This is a genomic window from Haloarcula pellucida (assembly GCF_014647235.1).
GTDB classification, from domain to species: domain Archaea; phylum Halobacteriota; class Halobacteria; order Halobacteriales; family Haloarculaceae; genus Haloarcula; species Haloarcula pellucida.
The window spans coordinates 1,140,753-1,160,207 of record NZ_BMOU01000001.1 but is presented as its reverse complement, the minus strand read 5'-3'; the positions used below and the strand labels follow the sequence as shown (position 1 = coordinate 1,160,207).

The following is a 19,455-nucleotide window of genomic DNA, read 5'->3' as shown; positions in this document are numbered from 1 at the left end:
CCTTGTAGATGCGTACCCCCGATTCGCTGACTGACGGCTACCGGTCGACGGCCGCACCCAGACCCGACAGCACGTCGAAGAAGTTCGGGAAGGAAACGTCGACGTGTTCGGCCCCCGTGACGGTCGTCTCGCCGTCGGCGACGAGGCCGGCGACGGCCAGCGACATGATGATGCGGTGGTCCGCACGGCCGTCGACCGTCGCACCGTGCAGATCCGTGTCCTCGCCGTAGACGACGAGTTCGTCCTGCGTCTCTTCGACTTCGGCACCCATCTTCGTCAGTTCCTCGGCCATCGCGCTCACGCGGTCCGTCTCCTTGTAGCGGACGTGTTCGGCGTCCGTGATGCGGGTGACGCCGTCGGCGGCCGCACCCAGCGTCGCGATGGTCGGCAGGAGGTCCGGCGTGTCCTCGACGCCGACTTCGATACCCGACAGCGCCGAGCGCTCGACGGTTATCTCGCCGTTCTGCTGATCCCAGTCAAGCGTCGCGCCCATCCGGTCGAGGACGTCGACGATAGCCGAGTCACCCTGCGCGCTCGGGAACGCCGAGGTGACCGCCACCGCGTCGTCGCCCGCCAACGCGCCCATCGCGAGGAGATAGCTCATCGAGGAGAAGTCGCCGGGAACGTGGTAGGTGCCGTCCTCGGGGCCGTAGGACTGCCCGCCGGCGACGGTGTAGCCGTCGTCGGTCTGTTCGGCCGTCACGCCGAAGTCAGAAAGCACTTCGAGCGTGATATCGACGTACGGCGACGATTTGAGTTCGGTCGTCAGTTCCACGTCGATGCCCGTGTCGGTGACCGCGCCGGCCATCAGGAGGGCGGTGATGTACTGCGAGGAGACGTCGCCGGGGATGGCGACGGTACCGCCGTCGACGCCGCCGCCGACGACGAGGGGGGCCTGCCCGTTCGCCCGCGTGCTGTCGGCGCGCCCACCGAGTTGCCCGATGGCGTCCAGTAGCGGCCCCTGCGGACGGGACCGGAGCGAGTCGTCGCCGGTGAGGACGGTTAGGTCGTCCTGCAGGGCGGCCGTCGCCGTCACCAGTCGCATCGTGGTGCCGCTGTTGGCGCAGTCGATGACGTCGTCCGGTGTCTCGGGGCGGCCGTCGAACCCTTCGACCGCGATTGCGCTCTCGTCGCTCCGGTCGACGGTGCCACCGTAGGCGGTGACCGCGCGCATCGTCGCCTTCGTGTCGGCGCTGACGAGTGGGTCGTGAACGGTCGCGCCCTCGGCGTACCCGGCGGCGAGGATGGCCCGGTGCGTGTAACTCTTCGACGGCGGGGCCTGCGTGGTCCCCGCGACCGCAGACTCGCGTATCGTGACGTCCATGTCCGGGCGATTGCGGGCGGGCGACAAGAGGCTACCGCTCTGAGAAATCGAGCGAGAACGGACGTGACGGCTCGTTCAGCGCCGAACTGCGCCGACGACGAAAGCCACCAGCGACACGGCGACGACGTGCAACGCGACGAGGACGGCGACAAGCGTGCTGATAACGACCGGAGCGGCCGCGAACGGACTCGTCTCCCCGGTCGCACCGGCCGGAAGGGCGAGGGCGTCGACGATAGCGAGGACCACCAGCGGGGCGACGATAGCCGCGAGGACGCCGAGCGTGGTTCTGCGGGTGAGTTCACCGGCGTCCTGTGCCATCGGATATCGCGACGTGACTGTTGCTATCGGTCCATCGTACGTCGGCTCAGAGCTTAAACAGCTACTGTGGTCACGGCTATCGTGCGACTGGACACTCGTCGTTCGACCGCCGCCCGGACAGTCTCGTCTCTGTCTAGCCCTGTCGGTTCGCTCTCGACGTCTCCCCGGCGCCCGCTGGCGTCCCTTCAGGACGTTGACGTAGTAGCGATACGCGAAGCGGAGGGGTCACCGCGCGTGTTCGTGGCCGATTTCCCGCGGACCGTCGACAGTGCCGTCTCGGTACGGGCACTGCTACCGTGGCGTCGGTAGCCCTTTGCCGTCGCCGCCCGGACGCCTGCGTATGGACCCCGACCTCTCGGCACTCGACGAGTATCTCGACGAGACGGACACCGACGGCTACCTGCTGGATGCAGATTCGGAGGACTCGGACCAGTACTACCTCTCGGGATTCGACGCCCCGGACCCGTTCATCACGCTGTACGACGGGGAGACGCACCTGCTGTTCCCGCGCAGTCTGGAGTTCGGCCGCGCCAAGCGGGAGTCGCGGGCCGAGTCGGTCCAGCGGTACGTGGACTTCGACCACGCCGAACTGGTCGACGAGTACGGCCCCGAGGAGGCCGTTTCGTACGTCCTCGCGGCGTTTCTCTCCTCCTACGACGTCGACAGCGTGGCCGTTCCGCCGCGGTTCCCGCTCAAGACGGCCGACGGCCTCCGCGCACGTGGCGTCTCCGTGACCGCCGACACCGACGGCGTCGTCACCGAGATTCGCGCGACCAAGACCGACGAGGAAGTCGACCACGTCCGCGCCGCCCAGCGAGCGAACGAAGCGGCGATGGCCGCCGCGGAGGACCTGCTTGCGGACGCCACAGTCGACGACGACGGCACGCTCACACACGACGGCGAGACGTTGACGAGCGAACGCGTCAAAGAGGAGATAGAGGTGACGCTCCTGCGACACGGCTGTTCGCTCGACGAGACTATCGTGGCTTGCGGGGCCGATGCCGCCGACCCCCACGACCGCGGAAGTGGCCCGCTGACGGCCGACGAGCCGATTATCGTCGACATCTTCCCGCAGGACAAGTCGACGAAGTACCACGCCGACATGACACGGACCGTCTGTAAGGGCACGCCGAGCGACACTGTCGAGGAGTGGTACGACCTGACCGAGCGAGCGATGGACGCGGCGTTCGACGCGCTGGAACCGGGCGCGACCGGCGAGGACGTCCACGCCGCCGTCTGTGACGTCTACGAGGACGCCGGTCACCCGACACTGCGGAGCGACGACCGGACGGAGACGGGGTTCATCCACAGCACCGGCCACGGCGTCGGCCTCGACGTCCACGAACTCCCTCGTCTCTCGCCGAACGGCGGGGACCTCGAACCGGGCCACGTCGTCACTATCGAACCCGGTCTCTACGACCCCGAGGTGGGTGGTATCCGCATCGAGGACATCGCCGTCGTCACCGAGGACGGCTACGAGAACCTCACCGAGTACGAAAAACGACTGGTGGTGTAGGTGGGCAGGCCGCCCTACAACTGCTCCATCTGCCCACCGCAGTTCGGACACGCGGCTTCCGGTAACTCCGTCTGTTCCCCGCAGACGACGCACTCGTAGCCCATCTCGACCGCTTCGTCCGTGTCGTTGCTGCCGATGCCTGTGAGTCGTGAGAGGAGGCCCATTGGTGTCCTCCACGTTACCATACCACGCGATTTGACAAAGTTCTTGTCACTAGAGATATCATTCCTGCCCCTCCATCATGAACATTTATTATAGATGGGGCAAAAGGAGGTGGTAGCCTATGCTTGTACCCAAAGCAAGTCTCGCCGCACACACACGCTCAGCCCACACAGACGACTACTCTAGACGACCCACACGACCCCCAGGATGACGACACGAATCACGACACCCACCGACGACGACGCGTATCCGACAGACACCCCGACGTTCGACGCGGCGCGCCGGTCCGGTTCCGACCGCGCGCAGATGATGTTCTCACCGACTAGCTCCGCGACTGCCGGTCAGTTCGACACCGACGCGGACGAACCCCGCTGACGACGGGACACAACCGTTTTCCTGCCGGCCGGCAATCGTTCAGGTATGGCCGAATACACCACCGTCTCGATACCGAAAGACCTCGCCGAACGCGTCGAGGGCACTATCGAGGGGACCAGTTTCTCCAGTACGTCGGACCTAGTCCGCTTTCTCCTGCGGAGCATCGTCGTCCAGCACCAGCGAGAGGGCGAACTGACGGAAGCGGAGTTCCAGGACATCGCCGACCAGTTGCGGGACCTCGGCTACCTCGAATAATCAGGCCAGCGACTCTTCGGGCGGTTCGACGTCGAGAATCGTCACGTCCTGTTGCCGTCCCGAGCGGTCGAATGCGGCGAACGACGCCTCGTCCCACGGGGGAATGGCGACGAACACCACCGCGTGCAGGTCGTCCGTCTTACTGACGCCCATGTAGCCGTCGGGGTGGGAGACGAACCGGCCCTGCGTCTGGCCGGCGGGCGTCCCGAGGTCCATCCCGAAGACGGCGTTGACCGACCCGCCGGCCGACGGGAGGTAAAAGTCCGTGAACACTGGCGTCTCGGGGTCTAAGTCCGCGTCGGGTAGCTCCCCGGCCCGCGTGACCGCCAGCGATATCGTCACGTCGTCGGGCTCTGCCTCCCGCGCAAGCCGTAACAGCGTCTCGACGAGGCCGCGTGTGACGTAGACCACGCGTATAGTTGTCGTGGCACGCGTATAACCCCGTCGCCGACGAGCGCCCGAGGGGCCCGGTTCAGCCGAGAACGAGCGACTTGATGTTCTTCGCGTACAGGCTCGGCGTGCGGGAGCGAGAGCCCCGGAGCGCGTAGATGAGCGCCTCCGTAGCATCCGCCATGATGCCGTGGCCGTGGCCGACGAGCAGTCGGTCCGGGTCCAGTCGCTTCAGTTTCGACGGCGGCGTCAGGCGGAGCATCGGGTGGACGCCCAGACGCTCGTCGCCGGCGAGGAAGTAGTCCGCCGTCCCGACGGCTTCGGGGACGACCAGCGTGTCGTCGTCGTCGCCGTACAGCGCCGCTTCCTGCCAGAACGGGTTGTCGAAGAGTTTGTGGACGCCGTAATCGGTGCCCGGAATCTGCCGGCGGACGCGCTCGACCGGCGCGTCGAGGTCGGATTCGACGCCGGACATCCACTCCGGGATGTACACCGGCACGTCGTGGCGGTTGGCGACGGCCGCGCTGTCACGCTTGTGCCGGTCCAGCAGGACGACGACGCCGGCCACCTCGCCGAACTCGGCGAACAGGTCGTCGATGCCGTCGGCGTCGACCGGGTCGACGACGACGACGCCGGCCTCGGTGTCGAGGGCGTGGCTCACCCGCTGCATCGTCTCTTCAGGATGTGGGAGCCAACTGACGCCTCGCTCCCAGCGGTTCGTCTCCTCCCACCCTGTCGACGGCCCGGAGCCTTTCATAGGCATATCGCTCCGTAGGCCCTCAGCGTGGATAAATGTTCGAAACGAGGCCATCTGGAACACGGTACCCGCCTCGGACTGGCCCGCAGGTACGGACAGTTTTGCCCCTCGACTACGAACGTCGTCGTATGGTCTCGCACCCGGAGTGGCTCACGCTCGAAGTGAAGTACACCGACCGGATGACGGCGTTCTACGACGCCTTCCTCGAGATGGACGTGGCCAGAGAGACCGAACAGTCGGCGGTTCTGGCCGCGGGCGACACCGAACTCCGTCTGCGGTCGCCGGGACCGGTCCCCCGTGGTGGCTTACACACCCACTACGCGATGACGATCCCCGAACGCGAGTACGACGACTGGTGGGACCGCCTCGACGAGCGGTTCGACCTCGTCGAGGAGACGTTCGGCGACGAGCGCTCGCTGTACTTCTACGACCCGGAGGGTAACTGCGTGGAACTGGGCGAGCGCCCCCACGAGGGCCACGGCGTCACCGGACTGTTCGAACTCGTCCTCGAAGTCGAGCAGTTGGACGCCGCCGTGGAGTTCTACCGGGCGCTCGGGTTCGAGATGGCCGACGACGGGCGCGAGACGGGCCGTGTGCGGTTGACGACGGGCGAACTGGACCTCGAACTCTGGTCGCCGCGACTCGGCATCGCCGACGCCCGCGGCGGCGTCCACGTCGACTTCGGCGTCGCCGCCGCGGACCCGAAGTCGGTCGCTCGCGAGGTGGCCGACGAGGCACTGGCGGTCACGTCCGTCGACGACGGTGTTCGCATCCGCGACCCGGACGGGCACTACCTGACGCTGGTGTCGCCGTCGTGACGCGCCGCGTAGAACTCAAATGAGGTTTACGAACGTTTGACATTTGGCCTATATGTTCTCAGCAGTGATAATGCGACCCGAACGTATTTTTAAAAGAATGTTACTTCCCCAATCATGGCTGAGCAGACTCGAAAACTTCGGGCGATATGGTTGTCGGCGCTACTCGTGTTCTCACTGCTCGCGTTCGGCGTCGGAACCGTACCCGGCGGTGCGGTCTCCGGTAACGCCGCGTCGAACGCGGCGGGCAACGCCGACCTGACGACGGCGCAGTCGGCCGCCGGGGAGTACGCCGACTACTCGGTCCGTGCTGAGTTCGACCCACTGAGCAAACGAGCACAGACGCTTCGGGTGAACTTCACCGGTACCGGTGCCGACCTGCAGAACGCGCGCGTCAGCGGCGTCACCGTCACCGTCGGTGGCACAAGGCAGGACGTCGGTGTCAGTTCCACGACCGCCGTGAAAAGCGGTGAGGCACTGGATGTCACCCTTGCAAGCGACATCCCCGACGGGAGTCCGGTCACAGTCACGTTCGACGTGCGGTCCGTCCAGAACCCTGCGCTGGCGGACGACCACAACGTGACCATCGACGCCCGGACCAACGGGCAGAACGTCCAACGAGCCAACGACGAAGTGACTATCGTCGAGGGCGGTGACATCACCGGAACGGTAACCAACGAGAGCGGGTCGACACTCACCGACAACAGCGTCGACGTCCGCATCGTCCAGCCAAATACCGGGACCGTCGTGACTAGCTACGGCGTCAACCCGAACAACGGGGTGTACAGGGCCACGGTCCCCGCGGGGACGTACTACGTCAACGTGACGGCGGACGGCTACGCCCGCCAGTCGAGTACGGTGAGTGTCACGACCGGCGGCTCGGTCACGAACGACGTGACGATGGAGCACGGTGGCTGGGTCAACGGGACGGTGACCAACGGCACCGGGATACCGCTGGACGGCGTCCAGATTCAGGCCCTCCGGGCCGGGTCGAACGACCTCGCTGCCACTACGACGACGGCCAGCGACGGGTCGTACTCGCTGGCACTCGACCCCGCGACGAGTTCGTACGTCATCCTCGCTTCGCCGGGCACCGGGGACGACTACGATATCGACTTCCGCGAGGGTGTCACCGTGACCGACGGGGCGACGACGACGGTGAATATGACCACGCCGAGGATTCCCGGCGACGGGACCGTTTCGGTGACGGTCACTGGACCGAACGGACAGGCGATCAACGGCGCGACCGTCAGCTACCGGAGCTCCGACTACCGATTCGGTGGCCGGACGACGACCGACGGCACGGGGAAAGCCACCGTCACGACGTCAGCCGAGACCTATCTGCTCCGCATCGATGCATCCGGCTATGGGCCGAAGGTTCTCCGGGGTGTCACCGTCAACGAGAGCGAGACCACCGACGTGACGGTCTCGCTCTCCTCCCCGGCCACCATCGAGGGGTCGGTCACTGACGTCGATGGGACGGATGCGAGCGGCGTGCAGGTGCTCGTCAGCGACGGCGAGAACTTCTACCCGGCCGCAACGGACAAGAGCGGCGACTACTCCGTTACGGTCTCGCCCGGCAACTACACCGTCTCGGTGTTCGCACGGGACAAGAGCGCGTCCTCGAAGTCGGTCACCTTGCGTTCCGGCGAGACTGGACGGGCGGACTTCACGTTGGAGAAAGCATCGGTCAAGGCGTCGAACGCCACCATCACGTCCGGGCCCGGTGACCGGTCGAACCTCGGGGTGCGGACCGACCTCCAATCGGGCCTCCTCCAGCTGCAACTCGTCGACGAGTCCTCCTACAAGGGCAGCGGCGTCGGCAAGCCCGACAACCTCACCAGCCTCGGCGTTACCGAGTCGACGGAGTTCCGCATCGATCTCACCGTGAAAAACTTCGACCCCAACTCGCTCATCTGGGGGCTCAGAAACGCTAGCTGGGAGACCTCACCCAACGCGAGCGTGAAAGACGGGACCGACATCACCATCACCGGTTCGACGGTCGACCTACAGGCGGTCGCCATCGACAAACACGGCGTCGGCCCGCTGCTGTTCCAGAGTCCGTCGCAAGTGAGTTGGCCGACCGGCCGGGACGCGGCGGCCGACGTCGGATTCACGCGGACGGTGTACTTCGGGCTGTTCGACCTCTCGACGGTGCCCGGACCCGTCCAGAACAACCTCAACGGCATCAGTACGACGACGAACGCCCAGCGGTTCGCGCCGCCGACTTACGACAACGGGTCGCTACAGGTCTGGATGGCCGCACCGAGTAAGAACACGAGCGGTGGGAAACACACCGGGTTCTATCAGGCGACCATCCCGGACGCCCAACTGAACGAGTGGGGCGTCGACGATCCCGAGACCGAACTCGACGTCTCGTTCAAGAACGAGCCCCGGAAGTTCACCGTCACCGAGATCGACGACGGGGCCCGTATCCGCATCGAGAACATCAGCTACTCCGCAGGGTACGCCGAGATATCCCCGAACGAGACGGCTATCAGTTCCACCTCGGGTGGCAGTGATAACGGCGGGTCCAGCGGGACGACCGCCCCCACGGTGAGCGACACCGAGTCCGAAGAGACCACGAACACGACGGCGAACACGACCACGACGCCGTCAGCCGTCGAGGTGTCCGCCGTCCAGAACGCGAGCACCGGCATCGCGACGGCGACGGTGGCGACCGTCCAGGCCAACGAGACGGTGTCGGTCCAGTTCGACGGGGCCGACGACACTACCGCGACCGACGGGGCGCGAATCTCCCGAGTCAACGTCACCGCCGCACACAACGTCGAAAATCTCGACGTGAGCGTCGGCCCGTCGTCTGAGTCGCCCTCGGACGTCCCGGCGCTCTCGACCGAGCGTACTGCCGCGGCCGTCGAGTACGTGACCATCGACACCAGCACCACCGACGGCAACGTCTCCGAGGCGGCGATACACGTCATGCTCACCGAGAGCGAGCGCGAGTCCCTCGGCGTTAGCCGGGCGAACGTCACGGTGTACCGCTACCACGACGGCTGGCAGGCGTTGAACACGACCTCTCTCGGCGACGGCGAGTACCGCGCAGAATCACCCGGCTTCTCGACGTTCGCCGTCGGTGGGCCACAGCGAAGCGTCGAGCGCACCGAGACAGTGACGACCACCGAGACAGTGACGACCACCGAGACCGCGACGGCGACCGCCGAGCGGGCAACTGTCGAATCCACGTCTTCGCCGACGCCGACCGTGACCGGATCGAGCGGCCCCGGGTTCGGCGTCGTCGTGGCGCTACTGGCCGTGTTCGGGGTGGCGCTGCTGGCCCGGACTCGACGGGCATAACCCGCGGTCCGTTTCAGAGCCGGCCGGTGTCGATGGTGACGCCCGGCGGCGTGACGACGAGAAAGCCGCGGAAGTGCATCAGTTCGCCGCCGGACTCCTTGACCGGACGGGCGAACCCGGACGCGAGTTCGTTCAGGTCGCCGTCGACGTCGAGGACGAGGACGGCGCCCTCCTCTATCACGTCTAGCCACTCGTCGTCCTCCTCGGACCCGTCGAGGACGCCGAGGACGACGCGATTGCTCCCGCCCGCGTCGGCGTCGGCCGCCATCTGGTCCTCGACGGCCTGCAGGTCTAGTCCCTCGAAATCACTCATACCCGCGTACAGACGCGGCGACGGCAAAAATCCTCGGCCCGGCGTCTGACGTCCGGCATCCACGAGGGAGCGACCGACCGCACAGAACCGGCCCGATGGACAACTATAAATACCGGAAGTGTCCAGATATAGGTGCTTATGTCCAACAACGAGGGCACGTCGGGATCTCCGGCGGATCGAGTTCTTCCAGGGCACACTGGATTCCACGTCTGAGATAACAGACGCACGGATTTTCGACACCACGCTGCGTGATGGTGAGCAGTCGCCACGCACGTCGTTCAACTACGAGGACAAACGCGAGATAGCCGCTGTACTCGACGAGATGGGGACCCACGTCATCGAGGCCGGGTTCCCCGTCAACTCCGACGCGGAGTTCGAGGCAGTGCGTGACATCGCCGAGTCCACGAGCGTGACGACCTGCGGTCTAGCGCGTGTGGTCGAGAAAGACATCGAGGCGGCCTTAGATTCGGGTGTGGACATGGTCCACACGTTCGTCTCGACGTCGGACGTACAGTTGCAAGATTCCATGCACGCGACCCGGCAGGAGGCACTCGACAGCGCCGTCGAGAGCGTCGAGCGCATCGTCGAGGCCGGTGCCGAGTGCATGTTCTCGCCGATGGACGCCACCCGGACCGACGAGGACTTCCTCGTCGAGGTCATCGAGGCGACGTCCGAGGCGGGTGCGGATTGGATAAACATCCCAGACACCTGCGGGGTCGCGACGCCACGTCGGTTCTACGACCTCATCGAGATGGTCGACGGGCACACGGACGCCCGTATCGACGTCCACGCCCACGACGACTTCGGTCTGGCCTCCGCGAACGCCATCTCCGGCTTCGAGGCGGGCGCGAGTCAGGCGCAGGTGTCGGTCAACGGCATCGGCGAACGGGCCGGGAACGCGGCCTACGAAGAGGTCGTCATGACGCTGGAGTCGCTGTACGACGTCGAGACCGGCATCGACACCACCCGTATCACGGAGCTGTCACGGCTGGTCGAGGAGAAGTCCGACATCCCGGTTCCGGCGAACAAACCCATCGTGGGACGCAACGCCTTCTCCCACGAGAGCGGCATCCACGCGGCCGGCGTCATCGAGAACTCCGATACGTTCGAACCCGGCGTCATGACCCCCGAGATGGTCGGCGCCGAGCGCGAACTCGTACTGGGGAAACACACCGGTGCACACTCGGTACGCGAGCGGTTGGTCGACGCGGGCTACGCGCCGACCGACGCCGAAGTGCGGGAAGTGACCCGCCGCGTCAAGGACTACGGCGCGGAGAAACAGCAGGTCACGATGAGCGAACTGGAACGGTTCGCCACCGAAGTCGGCGTCGACGAGGAGACCGAGGAGGTCCGCGCGTAGGCCGATGACCGGACCTTCGGCCGCGACGAACAGCCACCAGCGGCGCGCAGTGTCGCGTGTTCGCGATCGAGGCGTGCGCCAGCACCTCTCACAGAACGTTTATTACCCGTGGCAAACAGATTTTCGACGTGATGACAGCGCACGCTGGACCGCGGGTTCGACCCATCGCCAGCGGCGCGGACCTTCTTCGCGACGTGCGTATTGTAGGGGCTGTATAGCCCCTCACACCTCACTTTCGTCGCCGGCCGTACCGACTTTCCACCACACAGCAGAGACGCCAGCTATGCACGCAGGACACACACAACCGCGACAGACACACGGGGGGGCGACAGCATGAGCGAACGTGCGTCCGTCCCCGCGGAGGACGAACAGGCAGACGACGAATCGACCGAGGAACAGGCACCGGTCACCACGGGCGCGCAGTCGGTCGTCCGCGCGCTAGAGAACGCCGGCGCCGAGTACATCTTCGGCGTCCAGGGCGGCGCAATCATGCCGGTCTACGACGCCCTGTACGACTCGGACATCACCCACGTGACGATGGCCCACGAGCAAGGGGCCTCTCATGCCGCCGACGCCTACGGTATCGTCACGGGCGACCCCGGCGTCTGCTTCGCCACGTCCGGGCCGGGCGCGACGAACCTCGTGACCGGCATCGCCGACGCGTCGATGGACTCGGACCCGATGATCGCGCTGACGGGACAGGTCCCGACCGACTTCGTCGGCAACGACGCGTTCCAGGAGACGGACACCGTCGGCATCACCCAGCCTATCACCAAGGAGAGCTACTTCGCGAACCACTCGGACACCGTCGGCAACGACGTCAGCGAGGCGTTCGCGCTGGCCGACGCCGGTCGACAGGGACCGACGCTGGTCGACCTCCCGAAAGACGTCACGCAGGGCGAGACGGACGTCGAACCGATGGCGCCGTCGACGCCCGACACCTACGACGTGCCCGAGGAGGCCGACGACGAGGCCGTCCAAGAGGCCGCCGACGTGCTTGCCGACGCCGACCGGCCGGTCATCCTCGCCGGTGGTGGCGTCATCAAGGCCGACGCCTCCAACGCCCTGCGGGAGTTCGCGATGGAGTACGAGATTCCGGTCATCACGACGATGCCCGGTATCGGGAGTTTCCCCGAGGACCACGAACTCTCGCTGGAGTGGGCCGGGATGCACGGCACCGGCTACGCCAACATGGCCATCACGAACACGGACTGCATGCTGGCCATCGGGACGCGCTTCGACGACCGTCTGACCGGCGGCGTCGATTCGTTCGCGCCGGACGCGGACCTCGTCCACGTCGACATCGACCCGGCGGAGATCAGCAAGAACGTCTACGCCGACTACCCGCTCGTCGGGGACGCTCGTGCGGTCCTGCGCCAGTTGTTCGACGCGATGCCGCGCGCGCCCGACGCCGACGAGTGGCGCGAACAGTGCCAGGACTGGAAAGTCGAGTTCCCCATGACCTACGAGATGCCCGACGACGAACCGCTGAAACCGCAGTACGTCGTCGAGACGTTCTCCGACGTGACGCCGGACGACACTATCGTCTGTACCGGCGTCGGCCAGCACCAGATGTGGGCCTCCCAGTTCTGGGAGTACACCGAGCCCCGGACGTGGGTCTCCTCCCACGGCCTCGGGACGATGGGGTACGGCGTTCCCGCGGCCATCGGCGCGAAACTGGCCGCACCCGACCAGGAAGTCGTCTGCTTCGACGGCGACGGCTCGTTCCTGATGACGGTGCAAGGGCTCTCGGTCGCGGTCCGGGAGAACCTCGACATCACGTACGTCATCCTCAACAACGAGGCCGTCGGGATGGTCCGCCAGTGGCAGGACGGGTTCTACGAGGGCCGTCGCATGGCCTCGGAGTATCCGTGGATTCCGCAGTTCGACAAGCTCGCCGAGGCGTTCGGCGCTCGCGGCTTCCGCCTCGAAGAAGCCGAGGACGTCGAGGACACCATTCAGGCAGCGCGCGACTACGACGGGCCCAGCGTCATCGACGCCCACATCGACCCCGGGGAGAACGTCTTCCCGATGGTCCCGAGCGGCGGCGACAACGGCCTGTTCGCACTGGAAGAAGACCATCTGGAGATGCTCTAACGATGACTGGAGGAATGCCAGGCCCCGCGCCCGACGAACGGATGCGCCCCGAGGGCCGACGCAACTCGCAAGGGATTCGCGTCGACCCCGAGGCCGAAGTGACCCACGAACCGCGACAGGCGGTGCTGTCGGCGCTGGTCAAACACCGTCCGGGCGTGCTCTCTGAAGTGTCCGGACTGTTCAGCCGCCGCCAGTTCAACATCGAAAGCCTAACCGTCGGCCCCACGAGTGACGAGAACATAGCCCGGATGACCATCCTCATCGAGGAGCCGGAACCGGGCATCGAGCAGGCCAAAAAGCAGTTGCAGAAGCTCGTGCCCGTCATCTCGGTGATGGAACTGGAACCGGAAGCGGTCCGGCGCGAACTCGCGCTCATCAAGGTCGGTGGCGAGAAACCCGACGACGTCAACGCCGTCGCGGAGATGTACGACGGACAGGCCGTCGACGCCTCCACCGACTCGGTGACCGTCGAGGTCACGGGTAGCAAACAGAAGATAGACGCTGCCGTCGAAGCCTTCCGGCAGTTCGACGTGCAGGAGATCGTGCGGACGGGGGCCGCCGCACTGGAACGAGGCCCCACAACACTCGATAAAGATGACTGACGAACTCACGACGACCGTCTACTACGACGACGACGCAGACGTATCGACACTCGACGACGAGACAGTTGCCGTACTCGGCTACGGCTCACAGGGCCACGCTCACGCCCTGAACCTCCACGAATCCGGGGTCGACGTCGTCGTCGGCCTTCGTGAGACGTCCGCCTCGCGACAGGCCGCCGAAGACGCCGGCCTGCGCGTCGAGACGCCCGACGTGGCGGCCCGCGAGGCCGACCGCGTCGTGATGCTCGTCCCGGACACGGTCCAGCCAGCCGTCTACGAGGCCATCGAGGACGAACTCGACGCCGGCGACACGCTCCAGTTCGCCCACGGGTTCAACATCCACTACGGCCAGATCGAACCGCCGGAGGACGTCGACGTGACGATGGTCGCGCCCAAATCGCCGGGCCACCTCGTCCGTCGGACCTACGAGCGCGGCGAGGGGACCCCCGGCCTCGTGGCCGTCTATCAGGACGCCACCGGCGACGCATTCGAGGAGGCACTGGCCTACGCGAAGGGCGTCGGCTGTACCCGTGCGGGCGTCATCGAGACGACCTTCCAGGAAGAGGTCGAGACCGACCTGTTCGGCGAGCAGGCCGTCCTCTGTGGCGGCGTCACCGACCTCGTGAAGGCCGGCTTCGAGACGCTCGTCGATGCGGGCTACGCCCCGGAGATGGCCTACTTCGAGTGTCTGAACGAACTCAAACTCATCGTCGACCTGATGTACGAGGGCGGCCACATGGAGATGTGGAACTCCGTCTCCGACACCGCCGAGTACGGCGGCCTGACCCGCGGTGAGGAGGTCATCGACCGCGAGGGCATGGAGCAGATCCTCGAAGAGGTCCAGAACGGCGAGTTCGCTCGCGAGTGGATCAACGAGAACCAGGCCAACCGACCCGCCTACAAGCAGTACCGGAACGCAGAACAGAACCACCAGATCGAGGAGGTCGGCGCCGGCCTGCGCGAACTGTTCGCGTGGGGCGAGGACGCCGACCAGCAGAAAGAGGAAGCACCAGCAGATGACTGACACGAACGACACGATGGGCGACGTGGACCACACGCACCCACACACGAACGAGACGTTCGGCGCCGCGTTCAAGCGCGGCCCGGCGGTGGCGGCCGACGGCGGTGAGCGTGACTCAGAGGCCGACGCCGAAGGAGATCGGACAGCGGAGACGATGGAAGACGTCGACCACGAAGCGCCCGGAGAGGGCGTCTCTCGCGCCTACGAGCGCGGCACCGAAGGACGGGACGAGACAGTATGAGTTCCGATAGACATTCCTGCTCGCGTCGCTGCGCGGGCTGTGGCTATCGACCTCGTGCTCAATCACACGGTGATTTCGCATGAGCCAGGGAACACTGTACGACAAGGTATGGGACCGGCACAAAGTCACCACCCTGCCCAACGGGCAGGACCAGTTGTTCGTCGGCCTCCACCTCATCCACGAGGTCACCAGCCCGCAGGCGTTCGGCATGCTCCAGGAGCGCGGTCTCGAAGTCGCGCGTCCCGACCTGACCCACGCGACGGTCGACCACATCGTCCCGACGGCGAATCAGGACCGTCCGTACGCCGACGACGCTGCCGAGCGGATGATGGCCGAACTCGAAGAGAACGTCCGCGACGCGGGCATCGAGTTCTCGGACCCGACCACCGGCGATCAGGGTATCGTCCACGTCATCGGCCCGGAGCAGGGCATCACCCAACCCGGCAAGACCATCGTCTGCGGTGACAGTCACACCTCGACCCACGGTGCCTTCGGTGCGCTGGCGTTCGGTATCGGGACCAGCCAGATTCGCGACGTGCTGGCGACCCAGACTATCGCGATGGAGAAACAGAAGGTCCGCAAAATCGAGGTCACCGGCGAACTCGACGAGGGCGTCGAGGCCAAGGACATCATCCTCGAAATCATCCGCCGTCTCGGTACCGAGGGCGGCGTCGGCTACGTCTACGAGTACGCCGGCGAGACCATCGAGAACCTCGACATGGAGGGTCGGATGTCCATCTGTAACATGTCCATCGAGGGCGGCGCTCGCGCGGGGTACGTCAACCCCGACGAGACCACCTTCGAGTGGCTCGAACAGACGGACTACTTCCAGGAACACCCCGAGAAGTTCGAGGAACTCAAACCGTACTGGGAGTCCATCCAGAGCGACGACGACGCCGAGTACGACGACGTCGTCGAGATCGACGCCAGCGAACTGGACCCCGTCGTCACGTGGGGGACCACGCCCGGACAGGGCATCGGCATCGACGACCCCATCCCGGCACCCGAGGACCTCGCCGAGGACAAGCAAGACACCGCCCGACGCGCCCAGAAGCACATGCGCGTCGAACCCGGAGAGACGATGGAGGGCTACGACATCGACGTCGCCTTCCTCGGCTCCTGTACCAACGCTCGCCTCCCCGACCTGCGCCGTGCGGCCCGCATCGTGAAGGGTCGACAGGTCGACGAGGACGTGCGAGCCTTCGTCGTCCCCGGCAGTCAGCGCGTCCAGCGCGCCGCCGAGGAGGAAGGCCTGAAGGATGTCTTCGAGGAAGCCGGCTTCGAGTGGCGCAACGCTGGCTGTTCGATGTGTCTCGGCATGAACGAGGACCAGCTAGAGGGCGACGAAGCCTGTGCGTCCTCGTCGAACCGGAACTTCGTCGGTCGACAGGGTTCGAAGGACGGGCGGACCGTCCTGATGAACCCCCGGATGGTGGCCGCCGCGGCCATCACCGGCGAGGTGTCTGACGTGCGCGACCTGAAGGAGGTGAACTTAGCGTGAGCGACCCGACAGAGGAGATTCCCGAGGTCGACTACGTCGAGGGAACCGGTATCCCCATCCGCGGGAACGACATCGACACGGACCAGATCATCCCGGCCCGGTTCATGAAGGTCGTTACCTTCGACGGACTGGGCGAGTTCGCCTTCTTCGACCTGCGCTTTGACGACGAGGACAACCAGAAGGACCACCCCATGAACGAGGAGCGGTTCCAGGACGCCAACGTCATGGTGGTCAACAACAACTTCGGCTGTGGCTCCTCCCGCGAACACGCCCCGCAGGCGCTGATGCGCTGGGGCATCGACGCCATCATCGGCGAGGGCTTCGCCGAGATCTTCGCGGGCAACTGCCTCGCGCTCGGTATCCCGACGGTGACCGCCGACCACGAGAGCATCAACGCGCTCCAGCAGTGGGTCGACGACAACCCGGACGGGAAAATCGAGGTCGACGTGGCGGCCGAGACGGTCCGCTACGGCGTTCCGGAATCGGACGATTCCGGAGCCGAGCAGAACTCGGAGAGTTCTGCGCTCGGCAACGAGATTTCCGTCTCCGTCGACGACGCGCAGCGACAGGCACTCGTCGAGGGCATCTGGGACACGACGGCCCTGATGAAAGCCAACCGGAACGCCATCGAGGCGACGGCCGACCAGTTGCCGTATCTCGACCAGACCCGGTCGGACGTCGAAGCGGACGATTAGCTAGGCAGGGGTTCATCCCTGTGGCGGCCCTCGCTGTGTTGCACAAACCGCCAGGACTCACCCAGTGGACGACGCTGGTTCTGTCGACGGTAACCGTATAATACTGTCTGTAGTAGCCAGTGTGCCACTGCGTCGCCGTCGGCAAAACGGCCACCGTCGCTGGCGGGTTCCAGACGGTGGCCAGTCGCGCGCTCACAGCGGGCCTTAGCGACTGTCTAACTAAACCCTGACCGACCACACCAGCGCTATGGCCACGTTCGACGCGAGACAGATGCAATCACTGACTGGGCTTCAGGCCACGGCCCGGACGTTCCTCATGGTCGGGTTCACCGTGGTCGAGACGGTCGCGCTGGGGCTCTGGTTGGCACTCGTCCAGGGGGCGCCGGTCATCTCCCGCCCGGCGGCCATCGGCCTCGGTGTGTTGACGGTCGGGCTCGTCGTCGAACACGTCCTCACCGACGCCACCGTCAACGGCCTCTCATTCTCTTTCCCGCTCGCTCGAATCGTCGGTATCAGCGTCTCCGAGGCGTTGCTCTGGGCCGTGTGGCTCGGTATCGCCGATAGACTCGGCGGCGTCGACGGTATCCTCGTCGCCGGCGCGGTCCTGTCGGTGTTGCTCGTACCACAGCACAGCGTCGAGGACAACATCCTCCGGGGGGAGGCGCCGCTATCGAACGTCGTCAACCTCAACACTATCGGGTTCAGCCTCGTCGAAGGTATCGGAGCGACAGTGTGGCTGTTGCTGGTCTTCGAGGGCCAGCAGTTCGCGGGCCTGCTCGCCACTCTCGGCTTCGGCGGCGTCGACCCGGCCGCGGTCGGCCTCGCGGCGCTGGGCATCTTCTTGCTCGTCGAACACGACATCGGCGTGACGCTGGCCCGGCAGGGGTGAGCGGTCGCCCCGGCCGATTTTAGTTCCGTCCCCTCGAAGCGTAACCGTGACACAGCACGCCCTCCTGCTTGCTCTGATAGTTCTCGTACTCCTCGTTACGGTGGTGTCGGTCGCGCTCTGGGTCGCCCTCGACGCGGCGTCACGCGGTCTGAACCCGTGGTTCTGGGGGTCAGTCGCGGTCGTGACCTATCCCGTCGTCCCGCTGACGCTGTCTCTCCTTCGACGGCGACGGGAGCGAGTCAGCGATCCGGGGCGCCGATACGTCGCCGTGAGGACGCTCGCCGTCGGGAGTCTGGTCGGGTTCCTCACCGCCGCCATCGCCGCGCCGCCGGACCCGTTCACGCAACTGTACTACTGGCTCGGCACGTTTCCGGTCGTGATAGCCGTCGTGTTGGCCGTCGATCGCTACTGGCTCGGCGCTGGCGACCGCGTGACGTTCTGACGCCCGCGAACCGAACCACTTTCACGGACCGCCCGCCTCTCGGCGCACATGACACACGAGATTGCGGTCATCCCCGGCGACGGCATCGGGCAGGAAGTCACGCCCGCCGCCGTCTCGGTACTGGAGGCGCTGGAGACGGTCGACTTCGAGTTCGTCGAGGCTGCGGCCGGCGACGCCGTGAAGGCGGAGACCGGCGAGGCACTCCCACAGGAGACGCGGGACATCGCCGCCGACGCCGACGCGACGCTCTTTGGCGCGGCCGGCGAGACGGCCGCCGACGTCATCCTCCCGCTGCGCGACGTCGTCGGGTCGTTCGCCAACGTCCGCCCCGCACGCTCGTACCCCGGCCTCGATGCGGTCCAACCGGACACAGACATCGTCTTCATCCGCGAGAACACCGAGGGCGTCTACTCTGGCATCGAGAACGAGATCGTCGACGGCGTCCGAACGCTGACACGCGTCGTCACCGAGGACGCATCCCGAGACATCGCCGAGTTCGGCTTCGACTACGCGAAACAGAACGGCTACGACGACGTGACCATCGCGCACAAGGCCAACGTGATGCGCGAGACGGACGGCCTGTTCCTCGAAACCGCCGAGGCCGTCGCAGCGGAACGCGGTGCCGACTACGACACGGCGTTGATGGACGCGCTGGCGATGCACCTCGTGATGACGCCCGAGGAGTACGACGTCGTCATCTGTCCGAACCTCGCGGGCGACATGCTGTCTGACCTCGCGGCCGGCCTCGTCGGAGGACTGGGACTGCTACCGTCGGCGAACGTCGGCGAGGAGAACGCGCTGTTCGAACCCGTCCACGGCTCTGCGCCCGACATCGCGGGCGAGGGCATCGCCAACCCCTCGGCGATGGTTCTCTCCGCGGCGATGCTGCTCGACCATCTCGGCTACGACGAGGAGGCCGGCCGCGTGCGCGACGCTGTCGAGGCCGTCCTCGAATCCGGACCACGGACCCCGGATCTCGGCGGCGACGCTTCCACCGAGGCGGTCACGGCGGCAATCGTCGACGAACTGTAGCGACCGACCGCTCCCTTCTTCGGTCACAAACGCGC

The 19,455-nt window shown here is 66.0% G+C and carries 21 protein-coding genes; 15 read left to right on the top strand and 6 right to left on the bottom strand.

Annotated elements, in window-relative coordinates:
• Positions 1 to 37: 37 nt before the first annotated feature.
• Both aroA and IEY28_RS06090 read right to left on the bottom strand, forming a co-directional pair.
• Positions 38 to 1,324: a 3-phosphoshikimate 1-carboxyvinyltransferase gene (gene aroA / locus IEY28_RS06095; protein WP_188995479.1), complete on the bottom strand. Its 1,287-nt coding sequence runs from the start codon at positions 1,322 to 1,324 to the stop codon at positions 38 to 40.
• 75 nt (positions 1,325 to 1,399) lie between these two features.
• Positions 1,400 to 1,642 (bottom strand): hypothetical protein, encoded by a 243-nt coding sequence (locus tag IEY28_RS06090; RefSeq protein ID WP_188995477.1) that lies wholly within the window; start codon positions 1,640 to 1,642, stop codon positions 1,400 to 1,402.
• 340 nt (positions 1,643 to 1,982) lie between these two features.
• On the opposite strand from IEY28_RS06090, the gene IEY28_RS06085 reads away from it, so the two are divergent.
• Entirely contained in the window at positions 1,983 to 3,158 is a 1,176-nt protein-coding gene (locus IEY28_RS06085) for a M24 family metallopeptidase (protein WP_188995475.1), read from the top strand.
• A 14-nt stretch (positions 3,159 to 3,172) separates the two neighbouring features.
• Here the strand turns inward: IEY28_RS06085 and IEY28_RS06080 are convergent, their stop codons facing one another.
• A complete protein-coding gene (locus IEY28_RS06080) occupies positions 3,173 to 3,322 on the bottom strand; it encodes an FmdB family zinc ribbon protein (protein ID WP_188995473.1) in 150 nt (49 codons plus the stop codon).
• A gap of 205 nt (positions 3,323 to 3,527) precedes the next feature.
• On the opposite strand from IEY28_RS06080, the gene IEY28_RS06075 reads away from it, so the two are divergent.
• Positions 3,528 to 3,695: a hypothetical protein gene (locus IEY28_RS06075; RefSeq protein WP_166970748.1), complete on the top strand. Its 168-nt coding sequence runs from the start codon at positions 3,528 to 3,530 to the stop codon at positions 3,693 to 3,695.
• Positions 3,696 to 3,740: 45 nt separating this feature from the next.
• The gene (locus IEY28_RS06070) at positions 3,741 to 3,950 is read left to right on the top strand and encodes a ribbon-helix-helix domain-containing protein (protein ID WP_166970745.1); all 210 of its coding nucleotides are present in this window, start codon (positions 3,741 to 3,743) and stop codon (positions 3,948 to 3,950) included.
• Here the strand turns inward: IEY28_RS06070 and IEY28_RS06065 are convergent, their stop codons facing one another.
• Both IEY28_RS06065 and IEY28_RS06060 read right to left on the bottom strand, forming a co-directional pair.
• The gene (locus tag IEY28_RS06065) at positions 3,951 to 4,361 is read right to left on the bottom strand and encodes a JAB/MPN domain protein-containing protein (protein ID WP_188995471.1); all 411 of its coding nucleotides are present in this window, start codon (positions 4,359 to 4,361) and stop codon (positions 3,951 to 3,953) included. It lies immediately after the preceding gene.
• A 61-nt stretch (positions 4,362 to 4,422) separates the two neighbouring features.
• Positions 4,423 to 5,103 carry a hypothetical protein gene (locus IEY28_RS06060; RefSeq protein ID WP_396275497.1) on the bottom strand — a complete coding sequence of 227 codons (681 nt, stop codon included), beginning with the start codon at positions 5,101 to 5,103 and terminating at the stop codon, positions 4,423 to 4,425.
• 122 nt (positions 5,104 to 5,225) lie between these two features.
• Between IEY28_RS06060 and IEY28_RS06055 the strand changes: the two genes are divergently transcribed.
• On the top strand, positions 5,226 to 5,915 hold the full coding sequence (locus IEY28_RS06055; RefSeq protein WP_188995469.1) for a VOC family protein: 690 nt from the start codon (positions 5,226 to 5,228) through the stop codon (positions 5,913 to 5,915).
• 114 nt (positions 5,916 to 6,029) lie between these two features.
• A complete protein-coding gene (locus IEY28_RS06050) occupies positions 6,030 to 9,227 on the top strand; it encodes a carboxypeptidase regulatory-like domain-containing protein (RefSeq protein WP_188995467.1) in 3,198 nt (1,065 codons plus the stop codon).
• A gap of 13 nt (positions 9,228 to 9,240) precedes the next feature.
• Here the strand turns inward: IEY28_RS06050 and IEY28_RS06045 are convergent, their stop codons facing one another.
• Entirely contained in the window at positions 9,241 to 9,540 is a 300-nt protein-coding gene (locus IEY28_RS06045) for a DUF5779 family protein (protein ID WP_188995465.1), read from the bottom strand.
• A 109-nt stretch (positions 9,541 to 9,649) separates the two neighbouring features.
• Here IEY28_RS06045 and IEY28_RS06040 point away from each other — a divergent pair, with 109 nt between their 5' ends.
• The 10 genes from IEY28_RS06040 to IEY28_RS05995 all read left to right on the top strand — a co-directional run bounded on the left by IEY28_RS06040 (position 9,650) and on the right by IEY28_RS05995 (position 19,420).
• Positions 9,650 to 10,900 (top strand): LeuA family protein, encoded by a 1,251-nt coding sequence (locus IEY28_RS06040; RefSeq protein ID WP_396275511.1) that lies wholly within the window; start codon positions 9,650 to 9,652, stop codon positions 10,898 to 10,900.
• A 333-nt stretch (positions 10,901 to 11,233) separates the two neighbouring features.
• Positions 11,234 to 12,997: a biosynthetic-type acetolactate synthase large subunit gene (ilvB, locus tag IEY28_RS06035; RefSeq protein WP_188995462.1), complete on the top strand. Its 1,764-nt coding sequence runs from the start codon at positions 11,234 to 11,236 to the stop codon at positions 12,995 to 12,997.
• Positions 12,998 to 13,011: 14 nt separating this feature from the next.
• Positions 13,012 to 13,599: an acetolactate synthase small subunit gene (gene ilvN, locus IEY28_RS06030; RefSeq protein WP_166970735.1), complete on the top strand. Its 588-nt coding sequence runs from the start codon at positions 13,012 to 13,014 to the stop codon at positions 13,597 to 13,599.
• The gene (gene ilvC / locus IEY28_RS06025; protein WP_188995460.1) at positions 13,592 to 14,623 is read left to right on the top strand and encodes a ketol-acid reductoisomerase; all 1,032 of its coding nucleotides are present in this window, start codon (positions 13,592 to 13,594) and stop codon (positions 14,621 to 14,623) included. The genes ilvN and ilvC overlap by 8 nt, the downstream gene beginning before the upstream one ends.
• Positions 14,616 to 14,861, top strand: coding sequence for a DUF7989 family protein (locus tag IEY28_RS06020; RefSeq protein WP_188995458.1), 246 nt, complete (start codon positions 14,616 to 14,618; stop codon positions 14,859 to 14,861). The genes ilvC and IEY28_RS06020 overlap by 8 nt, the downstream gene beginning before the upstream one ends.
• Positions 14,862 to 14,940: 79 nt before the next feature.
• A complete protein-coding gene (leuC, locus tag IEY28_RS06015; RefSeq protein WP_188995456.1) occupies positions 14,941 to 16,362 on the top strand; it encodes a 3-isopropylmalate dehydratase large subunit in 1,422 nt (473 codons plus the stop codon).
• The gene (gene leuD, locus IEY28_RS06010; RefSeq protein ID WP_188995454.1) at positions 16,359 to 17,057 is read left to right on the top strand and encodes a 3-isopropylmalate dehydratase small subunit; all 699 of its coding nucleotides are present in this window, start codon (positions 16,359 to 16,361) and stop codon (positions 17,055 to 17,057) included. The genes leuC and leuD overlap by 4 nt, the downstream gene beginning before the upstream one ends.
• A 271-nt stretch (positions 17,058 to 17,328) precedes the next feature.
• Complete coding sequence (locus IEY28_RS06005; RefSeq protein WP_188995452.1) at positions 17,329 to 17,946, top strand: hypothetical protein; 618 nt, start codon at positions 17,329 to 17,331, stop codon at positions 17,944 to 17,946.
• A 46-nt stretch (positions 17,947 to 17,992) separates the two neighbouring features.
• Complete coding sequence (locus IEY28_RS06000; RefSeq protein ID WP_188995450.1) at positions 17,993 to 18,388, top strand: hypothetical protein; 396 nt, start codon at positions 17,993 to 17,995, stop codon at positions 18,386 to 18,388.
• 48 nt (positions 18,389 to 18,436) lie between these two features.
• The gene (locus IEY28_RS05995) at positions 18,437 to 19,420 is read left to right on the top strand and encodes an isocitrate/isopropylmalate dehydrogenase family protein (protein ID WP_188995448.1); all 984 of its coding nucleotides are present in this window, start codon (positions 18,437 to 18,439) and stop codon (positions 19,418 to 19,420) included.
• The last annotated feature ends 35 nt before the right edge of the window (positions 19,421 to 19,455 follow it).